This is a genomic window from Niastella koreensis GR20-10 (genome assembly GCF_000246855.1).
GTDB classification, from domain to species: domain Bacteria; phylum Bacteroidota; class Bacteroidia; order Chitinophagales; family Chitinophagaceae; genus Niastella; species Niastella koreensis.
The window spans coordinates 407,115-423,173 of record NC_016609.1 but is presented as its reverse complement, the minus strand read 5'-3'; the positions used below and the strand labels follow the sequence as shown (position 1 = coordinate 423,173).

Below are 16,059 nucleotides of genomic sequence, written 5' to 3'. Positions count from 1 at the left end.
TATATTGCACCATATAACAAACCCACCCTTTTACCCATTCCTGATTTTCAGTTTCCGGTTCTTAACCAAATCAAACACTAAACAAATTAACCAATGAGCAATCCAGCATTTGCATTTACATCGCCTGAAATTATGACCAAGCTCGCCACTATTAAACCTTATGTGCTGGTCGTACTAACAAAGGGGGAGAATTATGGCTTAAGCGATACGCCCCGCATTATTCAAAGCGAACACCTGCCGTACATTTTTGACCAACGACGCGATAACGAAATGGTATTAACAATGCCTGTGATGGATAATAATACCGACCTGGCTGCTATTTGTATTTATAACACTAAAGATAAAGCGGAAGTAAAACGCCTGATGGATAGTGACCCTGCTATAAGAGCCGGTGTGTTCAACTATGAAATTGTAACCGGAATGGGTTTGCCCGGTGATAAATTACCATAGAAATGAGAATTTAAAAAGACGAAAGCTTCAAGCCGTGAGTGCCTACTACTACGACTTGAAGCTTTTCTTTTTTTGTGGTTTTTCATTTATTCCTTCTCACTGTCCCGGTTGAACCGGAACACCCTCTTATGTTTATAAAAAAACCGGTGGATAATGCGGGCACGTTGTAAATAACTCGGTTACTATTATCCGCCGGTTAACGAAAACGGAACGAACTTGAAACTTCTATTACAAATTTAATTGAAAGGTTTTCTGGATCCAGCCGGTGGTGAATCCCACTACAACCAGTACAACAACTATCAGTAAAAGAATTGCCCATGCCGGCAAACCCCGGCGATGCACAGCCGTACGTCTTGTACGGGTATCGTAATTTGAATTTGTTGCTAATTCATTTTCTTTTATAACGCGTGCTTCAATAACGTACCCGGCATACCGGCTACTGAACGCGTCTACTTCAGCTTGATTTCTTACCATTTGTTCGGCCACAAACAATTCTCCATCGCGGCCAGGCTGATAGGCCTGAACAACAACGGGAAACTCTTTTTCATTTATTACCATAACAAAGTGTTTGATTTCATTAATATTTATGCAAATCCGCTGCCATGGCCACTTTCAGCTTATCAACTGATAATTAATAAGATGGGGGGAGCTGAGGAATTATTTTCACACCGCTTTCAGGGCTTTCTTTTTCCTGGTGGCGGTTTTCTTCCTTCTTGTCGTTTTGGATAGGTCCTTATCGGCTTCCTTTTGCGTCCGTTTCTTCGACTTTCCGTTTGATGTTGCCATACTCAACTGTTTTATCAGCAGATGCAAAAATTGCTACTTCTTATAAAACAGTTTTTCTGTAGATATTTTTTCTCAGGAAGTTACTAATTATTTACAGTGGCCAGCGGATGGGTTTCCGTTCTTTTGTAGACCGATAGATGGCCGTGAACAGCTCCACGGTTTTTCTTCCTTCTTTGGCGGTGACCAATGGTTCCCGGTTCTCCCCTATTGCCAAAATATAGTCGCGGTTCTGTTGACGAACATAATATTCAACGGGATCGGCAGTGGCATTGAACTCCTCCCTGTCTGCTTTATGAAAAGATTCCAGTTGTTGCTCTTCACCAGGCACGGTCCAGATGTCGTTTAAAGGAGGGTCCAACACTGCTTTTTGCCCCGGCAGGAACATAGCGCCGCCATCGGTTTGAACTCCTGCAGAGGCGCCATTAGAACCATGGATATGCACTTTACCATACAGCCCTGGTTTTTGTGCATTGCTTACAATGATATTGGCCACCGCGCCATTTTTAAATCTTATAACGGCCGAGGCGGTATCATCTACTTCTATATACGGGTGATTGATGTTCTGCCATACGCCATACACTTCTTCCATTTCGCTGCCCATATACCATTGCAACAGATCCAGCTGATGCGGCGCCTGATTTACCAGCACCCCGCCGCCTTCCTTATCCCAACTGCCCCGCCAGGGATCGCTGCCATAATATTTTTCATCGCGCCAGCCATATATCACTACAGAACCCAGCATAGGCGTACCCAGTTTTCCGGCATCGATGGCTTGTTTTATGCGGTAACACGCGGGGTAGAACCGGCGCTGGCTTACCATACCGACCTGTTTATTGTATTTAGCTGCCGCTTCCATCATGGCGTCACAATCGGCCAGGGAAACCGCTAATGGTTTTTCGGTGAGTACATGGGCGCCGTTCTGCATGGCAACAATAGCGCCCTCACGATGCACAGGATGCGGCGTGCAAATAACCGCTACCTGTACCTGCTCCTTCCGGATCATCTCTGCAATATCAGCATAGGCCCTTACTCCAAAACGGGCCGCTGTGGCCGCCGCCTTTTCTGCACTGCGGCTTTGCACCGCTACCAGTTCTGTTTCGGCAATGTTCTTTAACGCCTGGGCATGTACCTGGGCCATTTTGCCGCAACCTATTATAGCGGATCTTAGTTTTTGCATGTATTTCGTTATGTGCTGTTCGTGTAATATTGGAAAGGCAAAGGGCAGAGGGCCTATTAACCTTCTTCTTTCTTGTTAACCTGTTAACTTATCAACTTGTTAACCCTACCCAACTTAAGAAACAATGGAAAATAAAAACCCTTAACGTTCTCCCCCGGCCACACCTTTTCAATAACCGTTGCCAGTTCATCAACCGGGTTATAGTCGTTCGCTTTTATAAAATGTTGTACGCTCGACCAGGTATTGAAATAACCGGTCAGTTGCTGACGGTTCCATTGTACGGTTATTTGAAATTCCTTTGATGGCAATGCTTCGTATGGGAAAGGAACAGTAGTGTAGTGATCATCGATAAACCTTCTTTCCTTATCCCAGTAAGCGCCTACGGTATCGCGGTAAAATGATTGGATGATGGTGTTCAGCGCTTCGTTTTCACACACTACCAGGCTATAGCCCCAAATGGCCACTACGGCCCCTGGTTTCGCAACGCGCCTTACTTCCTTTTCAAAGGCATCGAACTGAAACCAGTGATAAGCCTGTGCTACGGTGATGCAATCAAAACTGTTATCGGGGAAAGGGGTTTGTTCGGCAGTAGAAATGCTGTAGGTGATCTTTTCGTTTGGGATGGCCTGCTGTAACTGCTTTTCACTGATATCTGTAGCCATTACCTTTTCAAAATAACGGGCCAGTTCAACGGCTGCCTGTCCATTACCGGTGGCGCAATCCCAGGCCTGCTGGGGATGGCGAACCTGCTGCAAAATGAATTCATATAATTCGCCCGGGTAGCTGGGGCGGTATTGCGCATACAGCGAAGCCTGATTACTGAAAAGGTCTTTTGCCATACCTTTTACATTTTACCTGGTTATCTTTTTCAGTTGTGCAATGGTGTCTTTGGGATCTCTTGATTTGAATACGGTGTTACCAGCAACCAATACATCGGCGCCGGCTTTCATAATAGCAGCGGCATTATCTAATGTAACCCCGCCATCTATCTCTATTTTGGTAGCTATACCTCTTTCAGTGATCATGCGGCGCAGGGTCCTGATCTTGTTCAGTGTATTGGGAATGAATTTCTGTCCGCCGAAACCGGGGTTCACGCTCATGATCAACACCATATCAAGATCATCCAGCACTTCTTTCAACGACTCCACGGGCGTATGCGGGTTCAATGCCACGCCGCACTGCATGCCAAGGGATTTTATCTGTTGTATATTCCGGTGTAAATGCACACAGCATTCTTCGTGAACGGTAAGCATATCGGCGCCTGCCTTTTTAAAATCCTCCACGTATTTTTCGGGTTCAAGGATCATCAGGTGCACATCACAAACCTTGGTGGTTGTTTTGCGGATAAACTCAACAATCATTGGACCGAATGAAATGTTGGGCACAAAACGTCCGTCCATTATATCCAGGTGAAACCAGTCGGCTTCACTTTCATTGATCATTCTGCAGTCTGCTTCCAGGTTCAGGAAGTTAGCTGATAAAAATGATGGTGCTACTATTGCCATACTTAGTTAATGTTTTTTGTTCAAAGTTTTAAGTTCTTTGATCTCAGCCCTCCGCCTTTTATTCAAGCATGTTATTTCTTCATTCTTCTGATGCCTTCACGTGCTTCTTCAAAATCTTTATCGAGGGCCAGGGCGCGTTCATAATTTATCAGAGCCAGGTCTTTTTTGCCCAGTTGTTCATAACAACGCGCCATCCAGTACCAGGCATCGGCGCTGGTATTGGTAACCGTGGCAGCCGTGGTGAATACTTTCAGCGCGCTGTCGTACTTTTTCAGATCATGCAAAACAATGCCCTTTTCAATATAGGCATCGGTGAATTTCCAATCGCGGGTAATGCATTCATTGAATTCACGGATGGCCTTGTCGTATTGTTTGGTATCGGAATAATAACTGCCTTTCAGGTACAGCACATCGTTGGTGATGTTGGAAGTATCTTTACGCAACAGATCGTCGCAGAGTGTAATTACTTTGGGATTGAGCGTAGCGCCGTACAAACTTGCCAGGGCCAGTCCGTTATAATTGATGGGCGCCAGGCGGTATGAATGTTCCAACGCTATGATGGCGGCCGGGGTATCTTTTAACTGGGTGAGCAATACGCCTTTTTCGTACCACACTTCAAAATTGGTTGAGTCCTGCTGCGCCCATTCATCGTATTGATCAATGGCTTTTTTGGTTTCGCCCATTTGGGTATAGATCTCGCTTAAGCGGCGATGCAGATCGGGATTGGCGGGCCAGGTGGCAATACATTCTTTCAACAGGTTCACCGCATCCTGGGGCCGGTTTACCAGCATCAGGTTGGAGACATATTGTAAAGCGATATGTTCTTCGGGTTTTAATTCCCAGGCTTTTTTGTAATCACCACTCGCCAGTTCATGGCGGTCATTTTGCGAAAGCAGTACCGCTCTTTCCAGGTACAACGCCTGGTTTTGCGGGAACCTTTTAATACTATCCGTCAACCCGGCATAGGGCGGTGCGCTTAATATTTTCTCCGGCGATTCCTTTTCCCTTGCGGAATTGCAACTGCATAACCAACTTACTAAACCAATCAACAAAAAACTCTGTAAAGAGAACCATCTTTTCATCTGCGTTATAATATATTTTTTCAAAGGCTGGCATGTATTATAAAATACCTGCATTTGGCCGCTTTCGCTTAGGACTTAGCGACCGAAGGCCGCCTTCGCCAGGGCTTCGACGGCCAAAGCAAAACTAACCGATTTTTCCCTGGTACTTATGGCAATATTCTGACATGCAAACTATTTAACAAAATTATCTTCCGTTAACGGCCATAATATTTGCCAATGTACGCTAAACACGTCATTTGAATAGAATAATAAGGATGAAAACTTATGTATAGCGGCCAGTTATTCAGGAATCAAATTTGAGATTTCAACCTGCCGCCATTAGCTTTGCGCCAAATTCCACATATGAATATCTTAGTTGTACTACATAGCTGGCTTCGATGGATACTGTTAATATTGTTATTGGTTTCTATCGTAAAAAGCTTATCAGGTTTCAGCGGTAAAAAAGCATTATCGGCAGGTGATAAGAAAATATGGTTGTTCACTATGATAACAGCCCATACCACCTTACTGATAGGATTAATCTTATTGTTCTTTGGCAGATCTGGTATTGTACATGGCGCACCTGCAGGTGTAAGCGTAATGAAGGATAGCTTTTATCGCTTTTACTGGGTAGAACATCCCGTGATGATGATCATTGCCATTGCATTGATCACAGTGGGAAGAGGTCAGGCAAAGAAATCAATCCCGGATGTTACCAAATACAAAAAAGCATTCTGGTTCTTTTTACTTGCTTTACTGGTGATCCTGGCTGCTATTCCCTGGCCTGGAAGAGCAGAAATTGGCCGTGCACTGGTTCCTGGTATGTAGTACAGCATTTACATTTTTTATAATATCAAAAAATGTCCCGATCTATCGGGGCATTTTTGCATTTATGGCCATCCTGCTAAATACTGCTTTAGCGTAATTGCATCGAAAAATAATAGTTTATAAACCAGGCTTTTCTAATCCGACTCTGATCATAACCCCTCCTATCTGCCTCATTTCAATCTACTTATCTCAATTCATCGAGGCATGTAACAAAATGAATTACAACACAATATTAGCCTTATGCGCGCGTTTTTGGATGCGGTATAAATTGATCCGTAAACCTGGGAGCAGGACACTACAGGACAATCGTTTGAGGTTAACACAATACGTTTGTGCGCCCGGAGTTGAATAGATCAAGAAAGGCCAGAATCCCACATCATTTACATCTTTTCCAATAAGCAATGTGGTTTGTAATGGCTATCGTATTCACAAAAACGATCTGCTTTCCTTGCTTGCTCCTGATGAATAATTTTAATCACTGATCTTATTGAGTCTGCATTAACAGGAATATTATATTTCGGCAGGCTTTTTGAAAATACAAATGTAAACGTTAACATGACACTTAACACCTTGGTGAGAATCCGTACTAGCGTTTTCTTTTTATGCTTACTGTTCTCCAGTTCGTCCCTATTAGCACAAATTAATGCTGTATACGCAGGTACTGCGTATGAATATGATCAGAGTTCTGATGCCGGTACAATGGTAAGAACTGATTATGCCTATTACTTCAGACCCAATTCATCTTTCTGCAGCAGTTTAGACAAAGCCGATTGGGCAAAGCGTATTGACGGCACTTATTCTATTACCGGCAATCAGCTGAAAATGCATTTCACTAATGATGGTTCTGAAAAGATCATCCTGTTAAGTGTTACCGGCGAAACCGGCCAGATGGGCGCTGCTACCTTTATAAGATTGAATATTTCTACTGATGTTCCCCATGGTTTTTACAAGTTTGTAAGATCAGGTGGTAAAGCAGATGGCTTTTATTTTACCGATGGTAAATTTAAACGTACAGCTACCCTTACCACTGTATCTGGTACCAGCACTAACAGCGGTGATGGTGGTTCCTATACCATCAACCAGGGTCAGTTAGGGTTGAAATATGACAATGGTAAAACGGCCAGCTATAGCTTATTCACCAGTCCCGACAAAAAACAAATTATAGTTGTCAATGGCGATATTTATTACCTCGATGAAGAGGAAATGGCCAAACATGGCGATATAGCAAAACCTTCCGCTCCTACGGCTGCTCCGGTTGTTACAACTACAGCTACCAAATCGAATGATGTACTGGAAGCCGGGATGAACCTGATGAAAGCGGCGAACCAGGTACACGGCGGTAAAAGCCTCGATAACCTGAATTCACTGAAGGCGGTTATGAACACCAACAACCTTACGCTGACAATGTGGGCCGACTTTACCAAACAGGTGGTTCGCCTGGAATCGTCGCTGCAAGGCAATGTTATTCTGTTAGAGCAAATGGAAGGCAACAGCGGCTGGAGCTTTGATGGCAATGGTTACGCTGCCCTGAGCCCCCAACGTGTTACAGAACTGAAACGTTACCTGTACTGTGGCTTGTTAGGGTTGAAGTCAAGCGTCCTTGACAAATCTACAGCTACCCTGCAAACCACGCAGTACGACCTGTCGTCGGTAATGGTAACTGTAAACAGCATGCGTGCCGGTTACATTCTCAATAACAAAACCAACAAGCTGGAAGCCCTGATCATGGTTGATCCGCTGAGTGGCACTACTACCTTTACTTACTCTGATTACAAGAAAACAGGCGGTATCATGTTACCGTATACTGAGATCATGCAGAGTGGTAAACACGCACAAACCATCACTTACGAAACTTACGACATCAACCCCACGTTGCCTGCGAATGCCTGGGCGAAACCCAAGTAATTAAGTAAATAAGTTTTTTATATAAAGGCTTCATCGTTAGATGGGGCCTTTTTCTTTTTTAGAGGCAGGCTGCAAGCTACAAGCTGTAAGCTATAAGCAAATACAGGCTTAAAGCTGAAAGCAAATACAATTCCGGTTTTGGTTTTGGCTTTGGCCCATATCCTTTAGGCTTTAACCCGTTTTCTTCACTTCAACATTTGATATTCGACATTCAATATTCGATATTCTGTATTCCCCCTTATCAACCCTCCTGGTTAACTGGTCAACCGGTTAACTGGTCAACTAAATCCGTACCTTGCCAGCCAGAACCACCGACTATGATCACATACAATCCTAAAGACTGGTTTACGTTTATTTTCCGCTTTCATAAGGCCGACACCTTACGCAAATTGGCGCCGCTTATTGCCGGCATTTGTTTTTACTGCTGGGTTATTCTTTTACTGGAACTGCATATTTTCAAACTGGGCGAAAGCAGTCATGTAAAGCAGATTACCTCTATGCACACGCTGCTTAGCTTTGTAATTTCAATGCTGCTGGTATTCAGAACCAATACTGCGTATGACCGCTGGTGGGAAGGAAGGAAAATGTGGGGCTCGCTGGTTAACAACAGCCGTAACCTGGCCATTAAAATAAACAGTATGCTGAAGGGTGAAGAGATGGCTCATCGCTCGTTCTTCAGAAAGGCCATTCCGTTGTACGCTTCGGTACTGGCGCACCATCTGCATGCAGAATCTACCCGGCTGGCGCTGGATGAAACGGAGCATCCCGAATTGAAAACCATCGATACCAGCCGGCACATCCCTAACCAGGTAGCTTCGCTGATCTTTCAACGGGTGAACCTGTTGTATGAAGAAGGAAAAATAAAAGGCGATCAACTGATCGTACTCAATAACGAACTGCAATCATTTACCGATATCTGCGGCGCCTGTGAACGCATCAAAAACACGCCCATCCCCTTTTCGTACAGTGTATTCATAAAAAAGTTCATCTTCTTTTATGTAATGACGCTGCCCTTCAGCTTCGCCATCAGCCTGGGTTACCTGGCCATACCGGTAGTGGGTTTTATCTTTTACGTACTGGCCAGTCTTGAGCTGATCGCTGAAGAAATTGAAGACCCGTTTGGCGGCGATGAAAACGACCTTCCCATGAACAAGATGGCTTCCAACATCAAAAAACACGTAGCTGAAATTATAGGGTAAGCCTACTCGTAAATGGAATGAAAGATTTTTTTCAAACTGTCATTGGCGGTAGTTACCGGCGGTAATTTTTGTAACTGCGTTTCAATATTTTCAATCCGGTCTTTGAATACCGGGTGGGTGCTCAAAAAGGCAGCAGGTTCACCGCCGCTGCCGCTTTCCTTTTGCAGCATCTGCATCAGGCGCATCATGCCCTGCGGGTTAATGGCGCTTTTTTGCATTAATTGCAGGCCATTGTCATCCGCTTCGGTTTCCAGGGCCCGCGAATATTGAAGTCCCTTTAATGCATCGGCATTATTAACCACTGCGGTAGCAACGTTTGAGTGATCCCCTACAATTATTGAAATGAATAACTGCCGGGCCATACTGCGAAAGATATTCCGCAGCGAATGGCGCAGGGCAATATGCGAAGCTTCATGCCCCAGTAAGGCCGCCAGTTCTTCCGGCGTTTTCATTTGGTCAAGAATGGCATCGTACACCACAATATGCCCGCCGGGAATGGCAAAGGCATTTACTTCATTCGATTGTACCACGGTAATGTTAACCGGGTACCCTATATCGTAATGCAATTGTTTATAAAAATCGTTCAGGATAGCTGTCTTTTGAGAGTCGATGTGGTATTGCTGCTTTACCGACTGGTACATTTGCCCGCCCATACTAATTTCTGCTTCCTTTGAAAATCCTTTGGCCATCCGTTCGCCCAGATATGGGACCAGCCACAGGTATGTGCCCAGCAATAACAACAAAACAATGCCGGCAATCAGCGCCAGTTTTACCCCAATATTTCCCAGCACGCGGTTGTGCACCTTACCAAACACCCGATGATGCGAAAGGGCGTTTTGCAAAGCATCCACCAATTGCTGATCGCGGATAACCAGGCGTTCTATTCCGCCGCCGGCATTCCGGTATTGTAATTCGCCGCCTGTTATTTGTTTATTAAATGCAACCAGGTCTTTTGTAAGCCAGTTCACGTCCTTTTGCTGGTTTTCCTCATCGCGATAGCGGATGGTAATAGTTACCGGCGACAAAAAAACAGTCGCCTGGTAATAATGTCCTGCTGCCGTATGATAAGCTGCTGAATAAGTGCCCATATTGGCACTAATTTAGTTCTAAGTTCTTAGTTCTGAATTTATGGTTTGTTATATTTGACACCCGAAACTTCGTATTTTCACTATGAAACATGTCCCTGGCCTATTGGCCTTACTGATTTGTATCTCAGCCTGTAACAGCAGCAAAAAAGTAACCATTCAACCCGCGGCCGAAACGCCTGCCCGGTTGTTGCCTGCTATGCCTGGTTCCATCATTAATATTCCCTTCAAAATATACATGAAGCCATTGCTGGCGATGATGGACTCCAGCAGCCCCAAAGTATTCACCAACGATAAATGGCCCGATTACACGCAATCGGGTTGTGATTTCCGTTATAAATTCCGGTTTGTACGCTCGCCCTTTACATTTGGCTGCGTTAACAATAAGGTAACCATCGGTTTTCGCGGCAATTACCAGATCGCCGGCAGCAAAGCCGTATGCGCGATGGACAAACAGGTATCGCCCTGGGTAAGCGGCAGCTGCGGTTTTGGAAGCGAGGCGCTGCGCCGGGTTGATCTCAACATCAGTTCAACCCTCACCTTATTGCCTAATCACCAGTTGCTTACCAGTACCAAACTGGATAAAATAAATGCGGTAGATAAATGCCAGGTGACCATGATGCAAAACGACCTCACCAATGAAATTATGGACAGCATCAAGGCGTCGGTCGAAAGCACCTGCGGTTCGTTCGACAAATTTGTTCAAACCCTTAATAACAACGCCATGCTGCGTCAGTGGCGCAGTGGCGGCAGCCGGGTGATCCCCATCAGCACCTATGGTTTTTTAAACCTGAACCCAACCGAACTGCGGGTAAGCAATTTCAATGTCTATCGCGATACGTTGTATTTTTCTATTGGCTACAGAGGGGAACCAAAATTTGCTTCAGACAGCCAGCGGCTGGTTACACACGCCGCTCTGCCTCCCATCAGCAGTTCGCAATACTCAACCGGCATCAATACTTATCTCGATGCCGTATACCAATACAGTTTCTTCAACAAACTGATGACCGACAGTTTGGTGAACAAACCATTTGAAGTGGAAGGCCGCACGTTTGTGATAAAAGACGTGAATGTAAACGGTACCAACGATGGTAAAATACAGGTAGATGTTTCCTTTACCGGTAACCGCAAAGGTGTGCTGCACCTGAAAGGCACTCCCCAGCTGGATGCAGAAAAACAGGTTCTTTCCATGCCCGATGTAACCTTTGCGCTGGACACCAAGGACATGATGGTGAATATTGCCAAGGCCCTGTTTCGTAAAAAAATAATGAAATCGCTCGCCAACCAGTCGGTGCTGGATATTGCCGCACTTATTGAAAAAAACAAAAAAGTGATTGAAGCACGGCTAAGCCAGCAAATAACCCCCTGGATGAGCAGTACCGGCACCTTCCAGGAGTTTCGCCTGATGGGATTGCTTCCGCAAAAAGATTACATCCAGGTGCAGGCCTACATCCGGGGTACTCTTATGTTCGTTGGGCAGCCACCGGTTAGTATGATGAAGAAGTAGTGAGCAGTTGACCAGTTGACGAGTGAACACGTTGACAGGTTAACAGGTTGACAGGGTTGATAGCATTGATAAAGGAAGGCCGCGACGCGGATTGCCAGCCTGCCCCGACTTGTCGGGGATTGCCGATTCACGATTGCCGGCTTACGCGAGCCCTTTCACGTTTCACGATTCGGTATTAACTTGCATTCGGAAATATTTTACAAGACAAGGCAACCAGGTAACCTAATCCCTCGTAATAGGGATTGAGTTATGAAAAACAATTAGTTAGCAAAGTAACATTCCCGCAAACCAACACCCTTGCTAGATAACTCGAACATTTCCTCATTGTTGAGTGGCTGTCGCAAAAACGAGCGAAACAGCCAGAAGGAGCTATATAATTTGCTCCGTGGGTTTGCCATGAAGATATGTTACCGGTATACCAACGCCATGGAAGAATGCGAAGAGATTGTGAATGAAGGGTTTGTAAAGTTGTTTAAGAACATTCACCAATTTGATGAAACCAGGCAGGAGGATACCTTACTTTCCCTCAAGGGTTGGTTCAAACGAATACTGATAAATACGTGCATAGACCATTACCGGAAGACCAATTCATCAGTGAACGGACATGTGCTTACGCATGAATCGGAAACCATTGCTGATCAGGGCGAAACCGGTATTGATATGTTATCCTACAAAGAGATAATTGAATCTATCCGGATGTTATCGCCGGCATACCGGGCGGTTTTTAACCTGTTCGTAATTGAAGGGCTTAGCCATGAAGAAATTTCGCAAACACTGGGCATTTCAGTGGGCGCCTCTAAATCCAATTTATCAAAAGCCAGGGACAACCTGAGAAAACTTTTGCAGAACAAAAATATCATTAAAGCGTATGTATCCCCTAGATGACGATAACCTAGACCATTTAAGCCGCGAAGCAGCTGAGCTCTTCGAGGTGGAAGCGGGTGCTTCCGGGTGGGATCATCTGGAACAGCGCCTCGACAAGGAACTGCCGCAGGAGAAAAAGCGGCGTCGCTTCCTATTCTGGCTGTTTTTCATCACCGTTGCTACCGGCGGCGCGTTAACAGCCATTTTACGTCATCAACCAGTTAACCCACTGGCCCAAAACGCTACCAGCGCTGTTACATCTGTTGACAAAACAACTGCTTTACCAGAAAATCAAACGGCCGACAGCCGTACACCCTACTCTACCCAAACTAAAACCGTTTCGGGCGCCAACAACAACGAAACGCCGGTAACCTCGGCTACCAACGGAAAGCAATTGCCTGCAGGCAACAACCAGCAATCAATTGCCGGTGCACCCAACACCACACCGGGCAGCAACCCTGGCAAACCAGCCATTAATGAGCCGGTGACCGCTACAACGGTAACCGCCACCAACAAAGGGGTAGTAACCCAACCGGTTGAAAAAACTACCGTTACCGCTACTAAGGGGGCAAAAGCGGGCCGGGTACGCATTCAAAAAGCGCCTGCCACATTGAACTATGCCACCATAGCGACTGGCGCCGGTTCAAACCAGGGATATAAACCGGCCAAACAAAAAGGCAAACGCTCCGGCACCAGCGGCGATTATAATAACCAGGTAACCTCAGCAGTACCTGATAAAAATGCTACCGGTACATCCGGAACTGAAAACAATACCACCACTGCCGAACGGGCAACAACCGGGCAACCTGTTGAAACGAATAGTGAGGTAGCTAAGGTTCAACCAAACACTGCCACGCAGACTGACTCCGTGAAAAACAAGCCAGCTGCCACCACGCAGGCCGTTGATTCTACCAAAAACATGGCTAAGGCTAAGGAAAAGAAGAAGAATGATAAAGTAAAACAGCCTTTGGAATTTGGGGTAATTGTTGGTCCGGATATGAGCGCGGTATCCTTTGGCCCGTTGTACAAACCCGGTTATAATTTTGGCGTACAGGTGGGTTACCGGTTCAATGACCGCTGGTCGGTAAATGTGGGCGCTATTTACACTAAAAAGTTCTACAAAACCGATAGTTCGCATTTCAACTATAAAGAAAACCCATGGCCTAACAGAAACCTAAGCAAGGTAGAAGGCAACTGTGCTATGTGGGAATTCCCGGTAAATGTGCGTTACGATTTTTCCTTTAACAACAAACGGCGTTGGTTTGCCAGCACCGGCCTTTCCACCTACCTGATGGATAAAGAAGATTATGACGTTTATTACAGATGGAATGGGAGTACTTACCCGATGCCGTTAAGCAATAATACCAACTCCACCTACCTGTTCTCTATCCTGAACCTGTCGGTAGGGATGGAACGTTCACTGGGCAAACGATTCTCTTTACAGGCTGAACCTTATTTGAAAATACCATTAAAAGACCTGGGCTTGGGCAATATGCGGATGAACAGTTATGGTATTTTATTTACCCTGAAGTATAAACCTTTCCTCCAATCGAAAAGATCAGACAACAATAAATAGCATAGTCTATTTGGACACACTTTTACAACTAACACCAGTTCAGCTCCCCCGATGCACATCGGGGGATTTTTTATTTAGCCTCGAACCACAGCTTTTTTTCATCGTTCCAGGTGCCGTTATAATTAATATATAACTCCTCGCCTTTTTTGATGTCCCGTACGGTTTTTATGGCAATGGTGTGGTTGTCGTAATCCATTTCGTATTCACAGTTCGATTTATAGGAATGGTTATACACGGGCACATAACCCAGGGCCATGCAGCACTGGTTCTGTTGATCGCCCCATTCAAAAATATAATCGTGCAGTAAGGTCTGATCTATCAGCACCCTGTCCTTCTGGCTCATTACGATCACCGGTGCGATTTCAATAACAGTTCCGTTTTTCAGCTTTTCTGAGGTAAATACGCCCCGCCCCATTTCCTTCGTGGGCGCTATGAACAGGCAAGGTAATATCATGTAAATTTTTGTTTGAAAGTGGTACAAGATACTGCGAACCGGCCTAACAATTGACAATTGGCAATGGCGAATAAGCAAGAGTTCGCGAATTGCGGAGTGTTCGACAACAGGCATGCTGATACAAAACAGGAAATTATTGCCAATTGCATATTGTCTATTGCCTATTGGTTTAAATTTGGGCCCATGAGCATGGAAATTGAAAACGCCAAAGAGCAGTTCCTGCACCTGATAGAGCAGGAAGACCGGTTACAAATGCGGGAGTTTCTGAACGATCAGAACATCAGCGATGTAGCCGAGCTCATATACGAGTTCCCGGATTATTCGAGCCAGATCATTGGCAATATGAGTATCCACCGGGCCTCCAGCGTGTTCAAGATCCTTGACCTGCCGGTTCAGAAAGAAGTCATCCAGGGTTTACCCCCCTTTAAAACGGCCGAACTGCTGAACGAACTACCGGCGGATGACCGCACTTCTTTCCTGGAAGAACTGCCCAGCGAGGTGGTAAAGGAGCTTATTAAACTGCTTGACCCCGACGAACGCCGGGTAACCCTGTCGCTGCTCGGCTACCCCGAAAGCAGCGTGGGCCGCCTGATGACCCCCGATTATATTGCGGTGGGTATTGACTGGACCTTGCAGGAAGTGCTGGACCACATCCGCGAAGTGGGTAAAGACAGTGAAACCATCGATGTGATCTATGTGGTGAACGACCGCGGTGAATTTGTGGATGATGTCCGGATCCGTGAGATCATTCTGGCCAACCCGCAAAAATTGGTGGAGGAAATTATCGATAACCGTTATATAACCCTGAACGTAAACGACGACCAGGAGGTGGCCAACCAGATCTTTAAAATGAATAACCGGGTGGCCCTGCCGGTGGTTGACGATAAAAACATCCTGCTGGGCATTGTGACCATCGACGACGTACTGTGGGTGGCCAACGAAGAGTTCAGTGAAGACATTCAAAAGATCGGGGGTACCGAAGCGTTGGATGAACCCTACCTGGAGATGCCCATCATTAAACTGTTTAAAAAACGGGTGGTTTGGCTCATCGTGCTGTTCCTGGGCGAAATGCTAACCGCTACCGCCATGGGCTATTTTGAAGAGGAAATTGCCAAAGCCGTGGTGCTGGCCCTGTTTGTTCCCCTTATTATTTCCAGCGGTGGTAACAGCGGGTCGCAGGCATCCACCCTTATTATACAGGCAATGGCCGTGGGTGAAATTACCATTTCAGAATGGTGGCGGGTACTGCGCCGGGAAATCATTTCCGGCTTGCTGCTGGGCACCATTCTGGGGCTTATTGGTTTCATCCGGGTGGTTTTATGGAACAGTATTTTTCATACTTACGGTACACACACAGTGCTAATGGGTTGTACAGTAGGCTTTTCATTAATAGGCGTTGTGCTGTGGGGAACCGTATCGGGCTCCATGCTGCCCATTATCTTAAAAAAATTAGGTGCAGACCCTGCTACATCTTCCGCTCCATTTGTGGCCACCCTGGTGGATGTAACCGGACTGGTTATTTACTTCTCTGTGGCTTATTTATTCCTAAGCGGCATACTTTTATAAATATTGAATGTCCAATATTGAATGTTGAAGTGAAAACCCAATACTTCGACATTGGGCATTCAACATTCGACATTCGATATTTTTTGTTAATTTTCA

The 16,059-nt window shown here is 45.6% G+C and carries 16 protein-coding genes; 8 read left to right on the top strand and 8 right to left on the bottom strand.

What is annotated here, in order from left to right:
* Positions 1-93 precede the first annotated feature (93 nt).
* A complete protein-coding gene (locus tag NIAKO_RS01725; RefSeq protein WP_014216661.1) occupies positions 94-450 on the top strand; it encodes a YciI family protein in 357 nt (118 codons plus the stop codon).
* Between the two features lie 228 nt (positions 451-678).
* On the opposite strand, the gene NIAKO_RS01720 is transcribed toward NIAKO_RS01725, so the two are convergent.
* The 6 genes from NIAKO_RS01720 to NIAKO_RS01700 form a co-directional block, all read right to left on the bottom strand.
* Entirely contained in the window at positions 679-1,008 is a 330-nt protein-coding gene (locus tag NIAKO_RS01720; RefSeq protein WP_014216660.1) for a hypothetical protein, read from the bottom strand.
* Between the two features lie 105 nt (positions 1,009-1,113).
* Positions 1,114-1,236: a hypothetical protein gene (locus NIAKO_RS39515; protein ID WP_014216659.1), complete on the bottom strand. Its 123-nt coding sequence runs from the start codon at positions 1,234-1,236 to the stop codon at positions 1,114-1,116.
* Between the two features lie 91 nt (positions 1,237-1,327).
* Positions 1,328-2,413, bottom strand: coding sequence for a Gfo/Idh/MocA family protein (locus NIAKO_RS01715; RefSeq protein ID WP_014216658.1), 1,086 nt, complete (start codon positions 2,411-2,413; stop codon positions 1,328-1,330).
* Positions 2,414-2,496: 83 nt separating this feature from the next.
* Positions 2,497-3,252, bottom strand: coding sequence for a class I SAM-dependent methyltransferase (locus NIAKO_RS01710; protein ID WP_014216657.1), 756 nt, complete (start codon positions 3,250-3,252; stop codon positions 2,497-2,499).
* Between the two features lie 12 nt (positions 3,253-3,264).
* Positions 3,265-3,918 (bottom strand): ribulose-phosphate 3-epimerase, encoded by a 654-nt coding sequence (gene rpe / locus NIAKO_RS01705; protein WP_014216656.1) that lies wholly within the window; start codon positions 3,916-3,918, stop codon positions 3,265-3,267.
* A 71-nt stretch (positions 3,919-3,989) separates the two neighbouring features.
* Positions 3,990-5,000, bottom strand: a complete 1,011-nt coding sequence (locus tag NIAKO_RS01700; RefSeq protein ID WP_014216655.1) for a tetratricopeptide repeat protein — start codon at positions 4,998-5,000, stop codon at positions 3,990-3,992.
* Positions 5,001-5,342: 342 nt separating this feature from the next.
* On the opposite strand from NIAKO_RS01700, the gene NIAKO_RS01695 reads away from it, so the two are divergent.
* From NIAKO_RS01695 to NIAKO_RS01685, 3 genes are all read left to right on the top strand, one after another.
* Positions 5,343-5,807 (top strand): hypothetical protein, encoded by a 465-nt coding sequence (locus NIAKO_RS01695; RefSeq protein WP_014216654.1) that lies wholly within the window; start codon positions 5,343-5,345, stop codon positions 5,805-5,807.
* Positions 5,808-6,506: 699 nt separating this feature from the next.
* A complete protein-coding gene (locus tag NIAKO_RS01690; RefSeq protein WP_133055295.1) occupies positions 6,507-7,712 on the top strand; it encodes a hypothetical protein in 1,206 nt (401 codons plus the stop codon).
* A 317-nt stretch (positions 7,713-8,029) separates the two neighbouring features.
* Positions 8,030-8,911, top strand: a complete 882-nt coding sequence (locus NIAKO_RS01685) for a bestrophin family protein (protein WP_014216652.1) — start codon at positions 8,030-8,032, stop codon at positions 8,909-8,911.
* Between the two features lie 2 nt (positions 8,912-8,913).
* Here the strand turns inward: NIAKO_RS01685 and NIAKO_RS01680 are convergent, their stop codons facing one another.
* Positions 8,914-9,999 (bottom strand): M48 family metallopeptidase, encoded by a 1,086-nt coding sequence (locus NIAKO_RS01680; RefSeq protein WP_014216651.1) that lies wholly within the window; start codon positions 9,997-9,999, stop codon positions 8,914-8,916.
* 82 nt (positions 10,000-10,081) lie between these two features.
* On the opposite strand from NIAKO_RS01680, the gene NIAKO_RS01675 reads away from it, so the two are divergent.
* From NIAKO_RS01675 to NIAKO_RS01665, 3 genes are all read left to right on the top strand, one after another.
* Positions 10,082-11,503 (top strand): DUF4403 family protein, encoded by a 1,422-nt coding sequence (locus NIAKO_RS01675; protein WP_014216650.1) that lies wholly within the window; start codon positions 10,082-10,084, stop codon positions 11,501-11,503.
* A gap of 297 nt (positions 11,504-11,800) precedes the next feature.
* Complete coding sequence (locus NIAKO_RS01670) at positions 11,801-12,388, top strand: RNA polymerase sigma factor (RefSeq protein WP_014216649.1); 588 nt, start codon at positions 11,801-11,803, stop codon at positions 12,386-12,388.
* Positions 12,372-13,943 (top strand): outer membrane beta-barrel protein, encoded by a 1,572-nt coding sequence (locus tag NIAKO_RS01665; RefSeq protein WP_014216648.1) that lies wholly within the window; start codon positions 12,372-12,374, stop codon positions 13,941-13,943. The genes NIAKO_RS01670 and NIAKO_RS01665 overlap by 17 nt, the downstream gene beginning before the upstream one ends.
* A gap of 70 nt (positions 13,944-14,013) precedes the next feature.
* Here NIAKO_RS01665 and NIAKO_RS01660 read toward each other — a convergent pair whose 3' ends face one another.
* On the bottom strand, positions 14,014-14,397 hold the full coding sequence (locus NIAKO_RS01660) for an SET domain-containing protein (protein WP_014216647.1): 384 nt from the start codon (positions 14,395-14,397) through the stop codon (positions 14,014-14,016).
* Positions 14,398-14,580: 183 nt separating this feature from the next.
* Here NIAKO_RS01660 and mgtE point away from each other — a divergent pair, with 183 nt between their 5' ends.
* On the top strand, positions 14,581-15,963 hold the full coding sequence (gene mgtE / locus NIAKO_RS01655; protein ID WP_207622402.1) for a magnesium transporter: 1,383 nt from the start codon (positions 14,581-14,583) through the stop codon (positions 15,961-15,963).
* Positions 15,964-16,059: the final 96 nt, after the last annotated feature.

Coding starts and splice junctions, on each gene's coding strand:
- NIAKO_RS39515 (WP_014216659.1), bottom strand. CDS start 1,236: ATGGCAACATCAAACGGAAAGTCGAAGAAACGGACGCAAAAGGAAGCC.
- NIAKO_RS01720 (WP_014216660.1), bottom strand. CDS start 1,008: ATGGTAATAAATGAAAAAGAGTTTCCCGTTGTTGTTCAGGCCTATCAG.
- NIAKO_RS01685 (WP_014216652.1), top strand. CDS start 8,030: ATGATCACATACAATCCTAAAGACTGGTTTACGTTTATTTTCCGCTTT.
- NIAKO_RS01710 (WP_014216657.1), bottom strand. CDS start 3,252: ATGGCAAAAGACCTTTTCAGTAATCAGGCTTCGCTGTATGCGCAATAC.
- rpe (WP_014216656.1), bottom strand. CDS start 3,918: ATGGCAATAGTAGCACCATCATTTTTATCAGCTAACTTCCTGAACCTG.
- NIAKO_RS01695 (WP_014216654.1), top strand. CDS start 5,343: ATGAATATCTTAGTTGTACTACATAGCTGGCTTCGATGGATACTGTTA.
- NIAKO_RS01665 (WP_014216648.1), top strand. CDS start 12,372: ATGTATCCCCTAGATGACGATAACCTAGACCATTTAAGCCGCGAAGCA.
- mgtE (WP_207622402.1), top strand. CDS start 14,581: ATGAGCATGGAAATTGAAAACGCCAAAGAGCAGTTCCTGCACCTGATA.
- NIAKO_RS01715 (WP_014216658.1), bottom strand. CDS start 2,413: ATGCAAAAACTAAGATCCGCTATAATAGGTTGCGGCAAAATGGCCCAG.
- NIAKO_RS01700 (WP_014216655.1), bottom strand. CDS start 5,000: ATGAAAAGATGGTTCTCTTTACAGAGTTTTTTGTTGATTGGTTTAGTA.
- NIAKO_RS01690 (WP_133055295.1), top strand. CDS start 6,507: ATGGTAAGAACTGATTATGCCTATTACTTCAGACCCAATTCATCTTTC.
- NIAKO_RS01680 (WP_014216651.1), bottom strand. CDS start 9,999: ATGGGCACTTATTCAGCAGCTTATCATACGGCAGCAGGACATTATTAC.
- NIAKO_RS01675 (WP_014216650.1), top strand. CDS start 10,082: ATGAAACATGTCCCTGGCCTATTGGCCTTACTGATTTGTATCTCAGCC.
- NIAKO_RS01660 (WP_014216647.1), bottom strand. CDS start 14,397: ATGATATTACCTTGCCTGTTCATAGCGCCCACGAAGGAAATGGGGCGG.
- NIAKO_RS01725 (WP_014216661.1), top strand. CDS start 94: ATGAGCAATCCAGCATTTGCATTTACATCGCCTGAAATTATGACCAAG.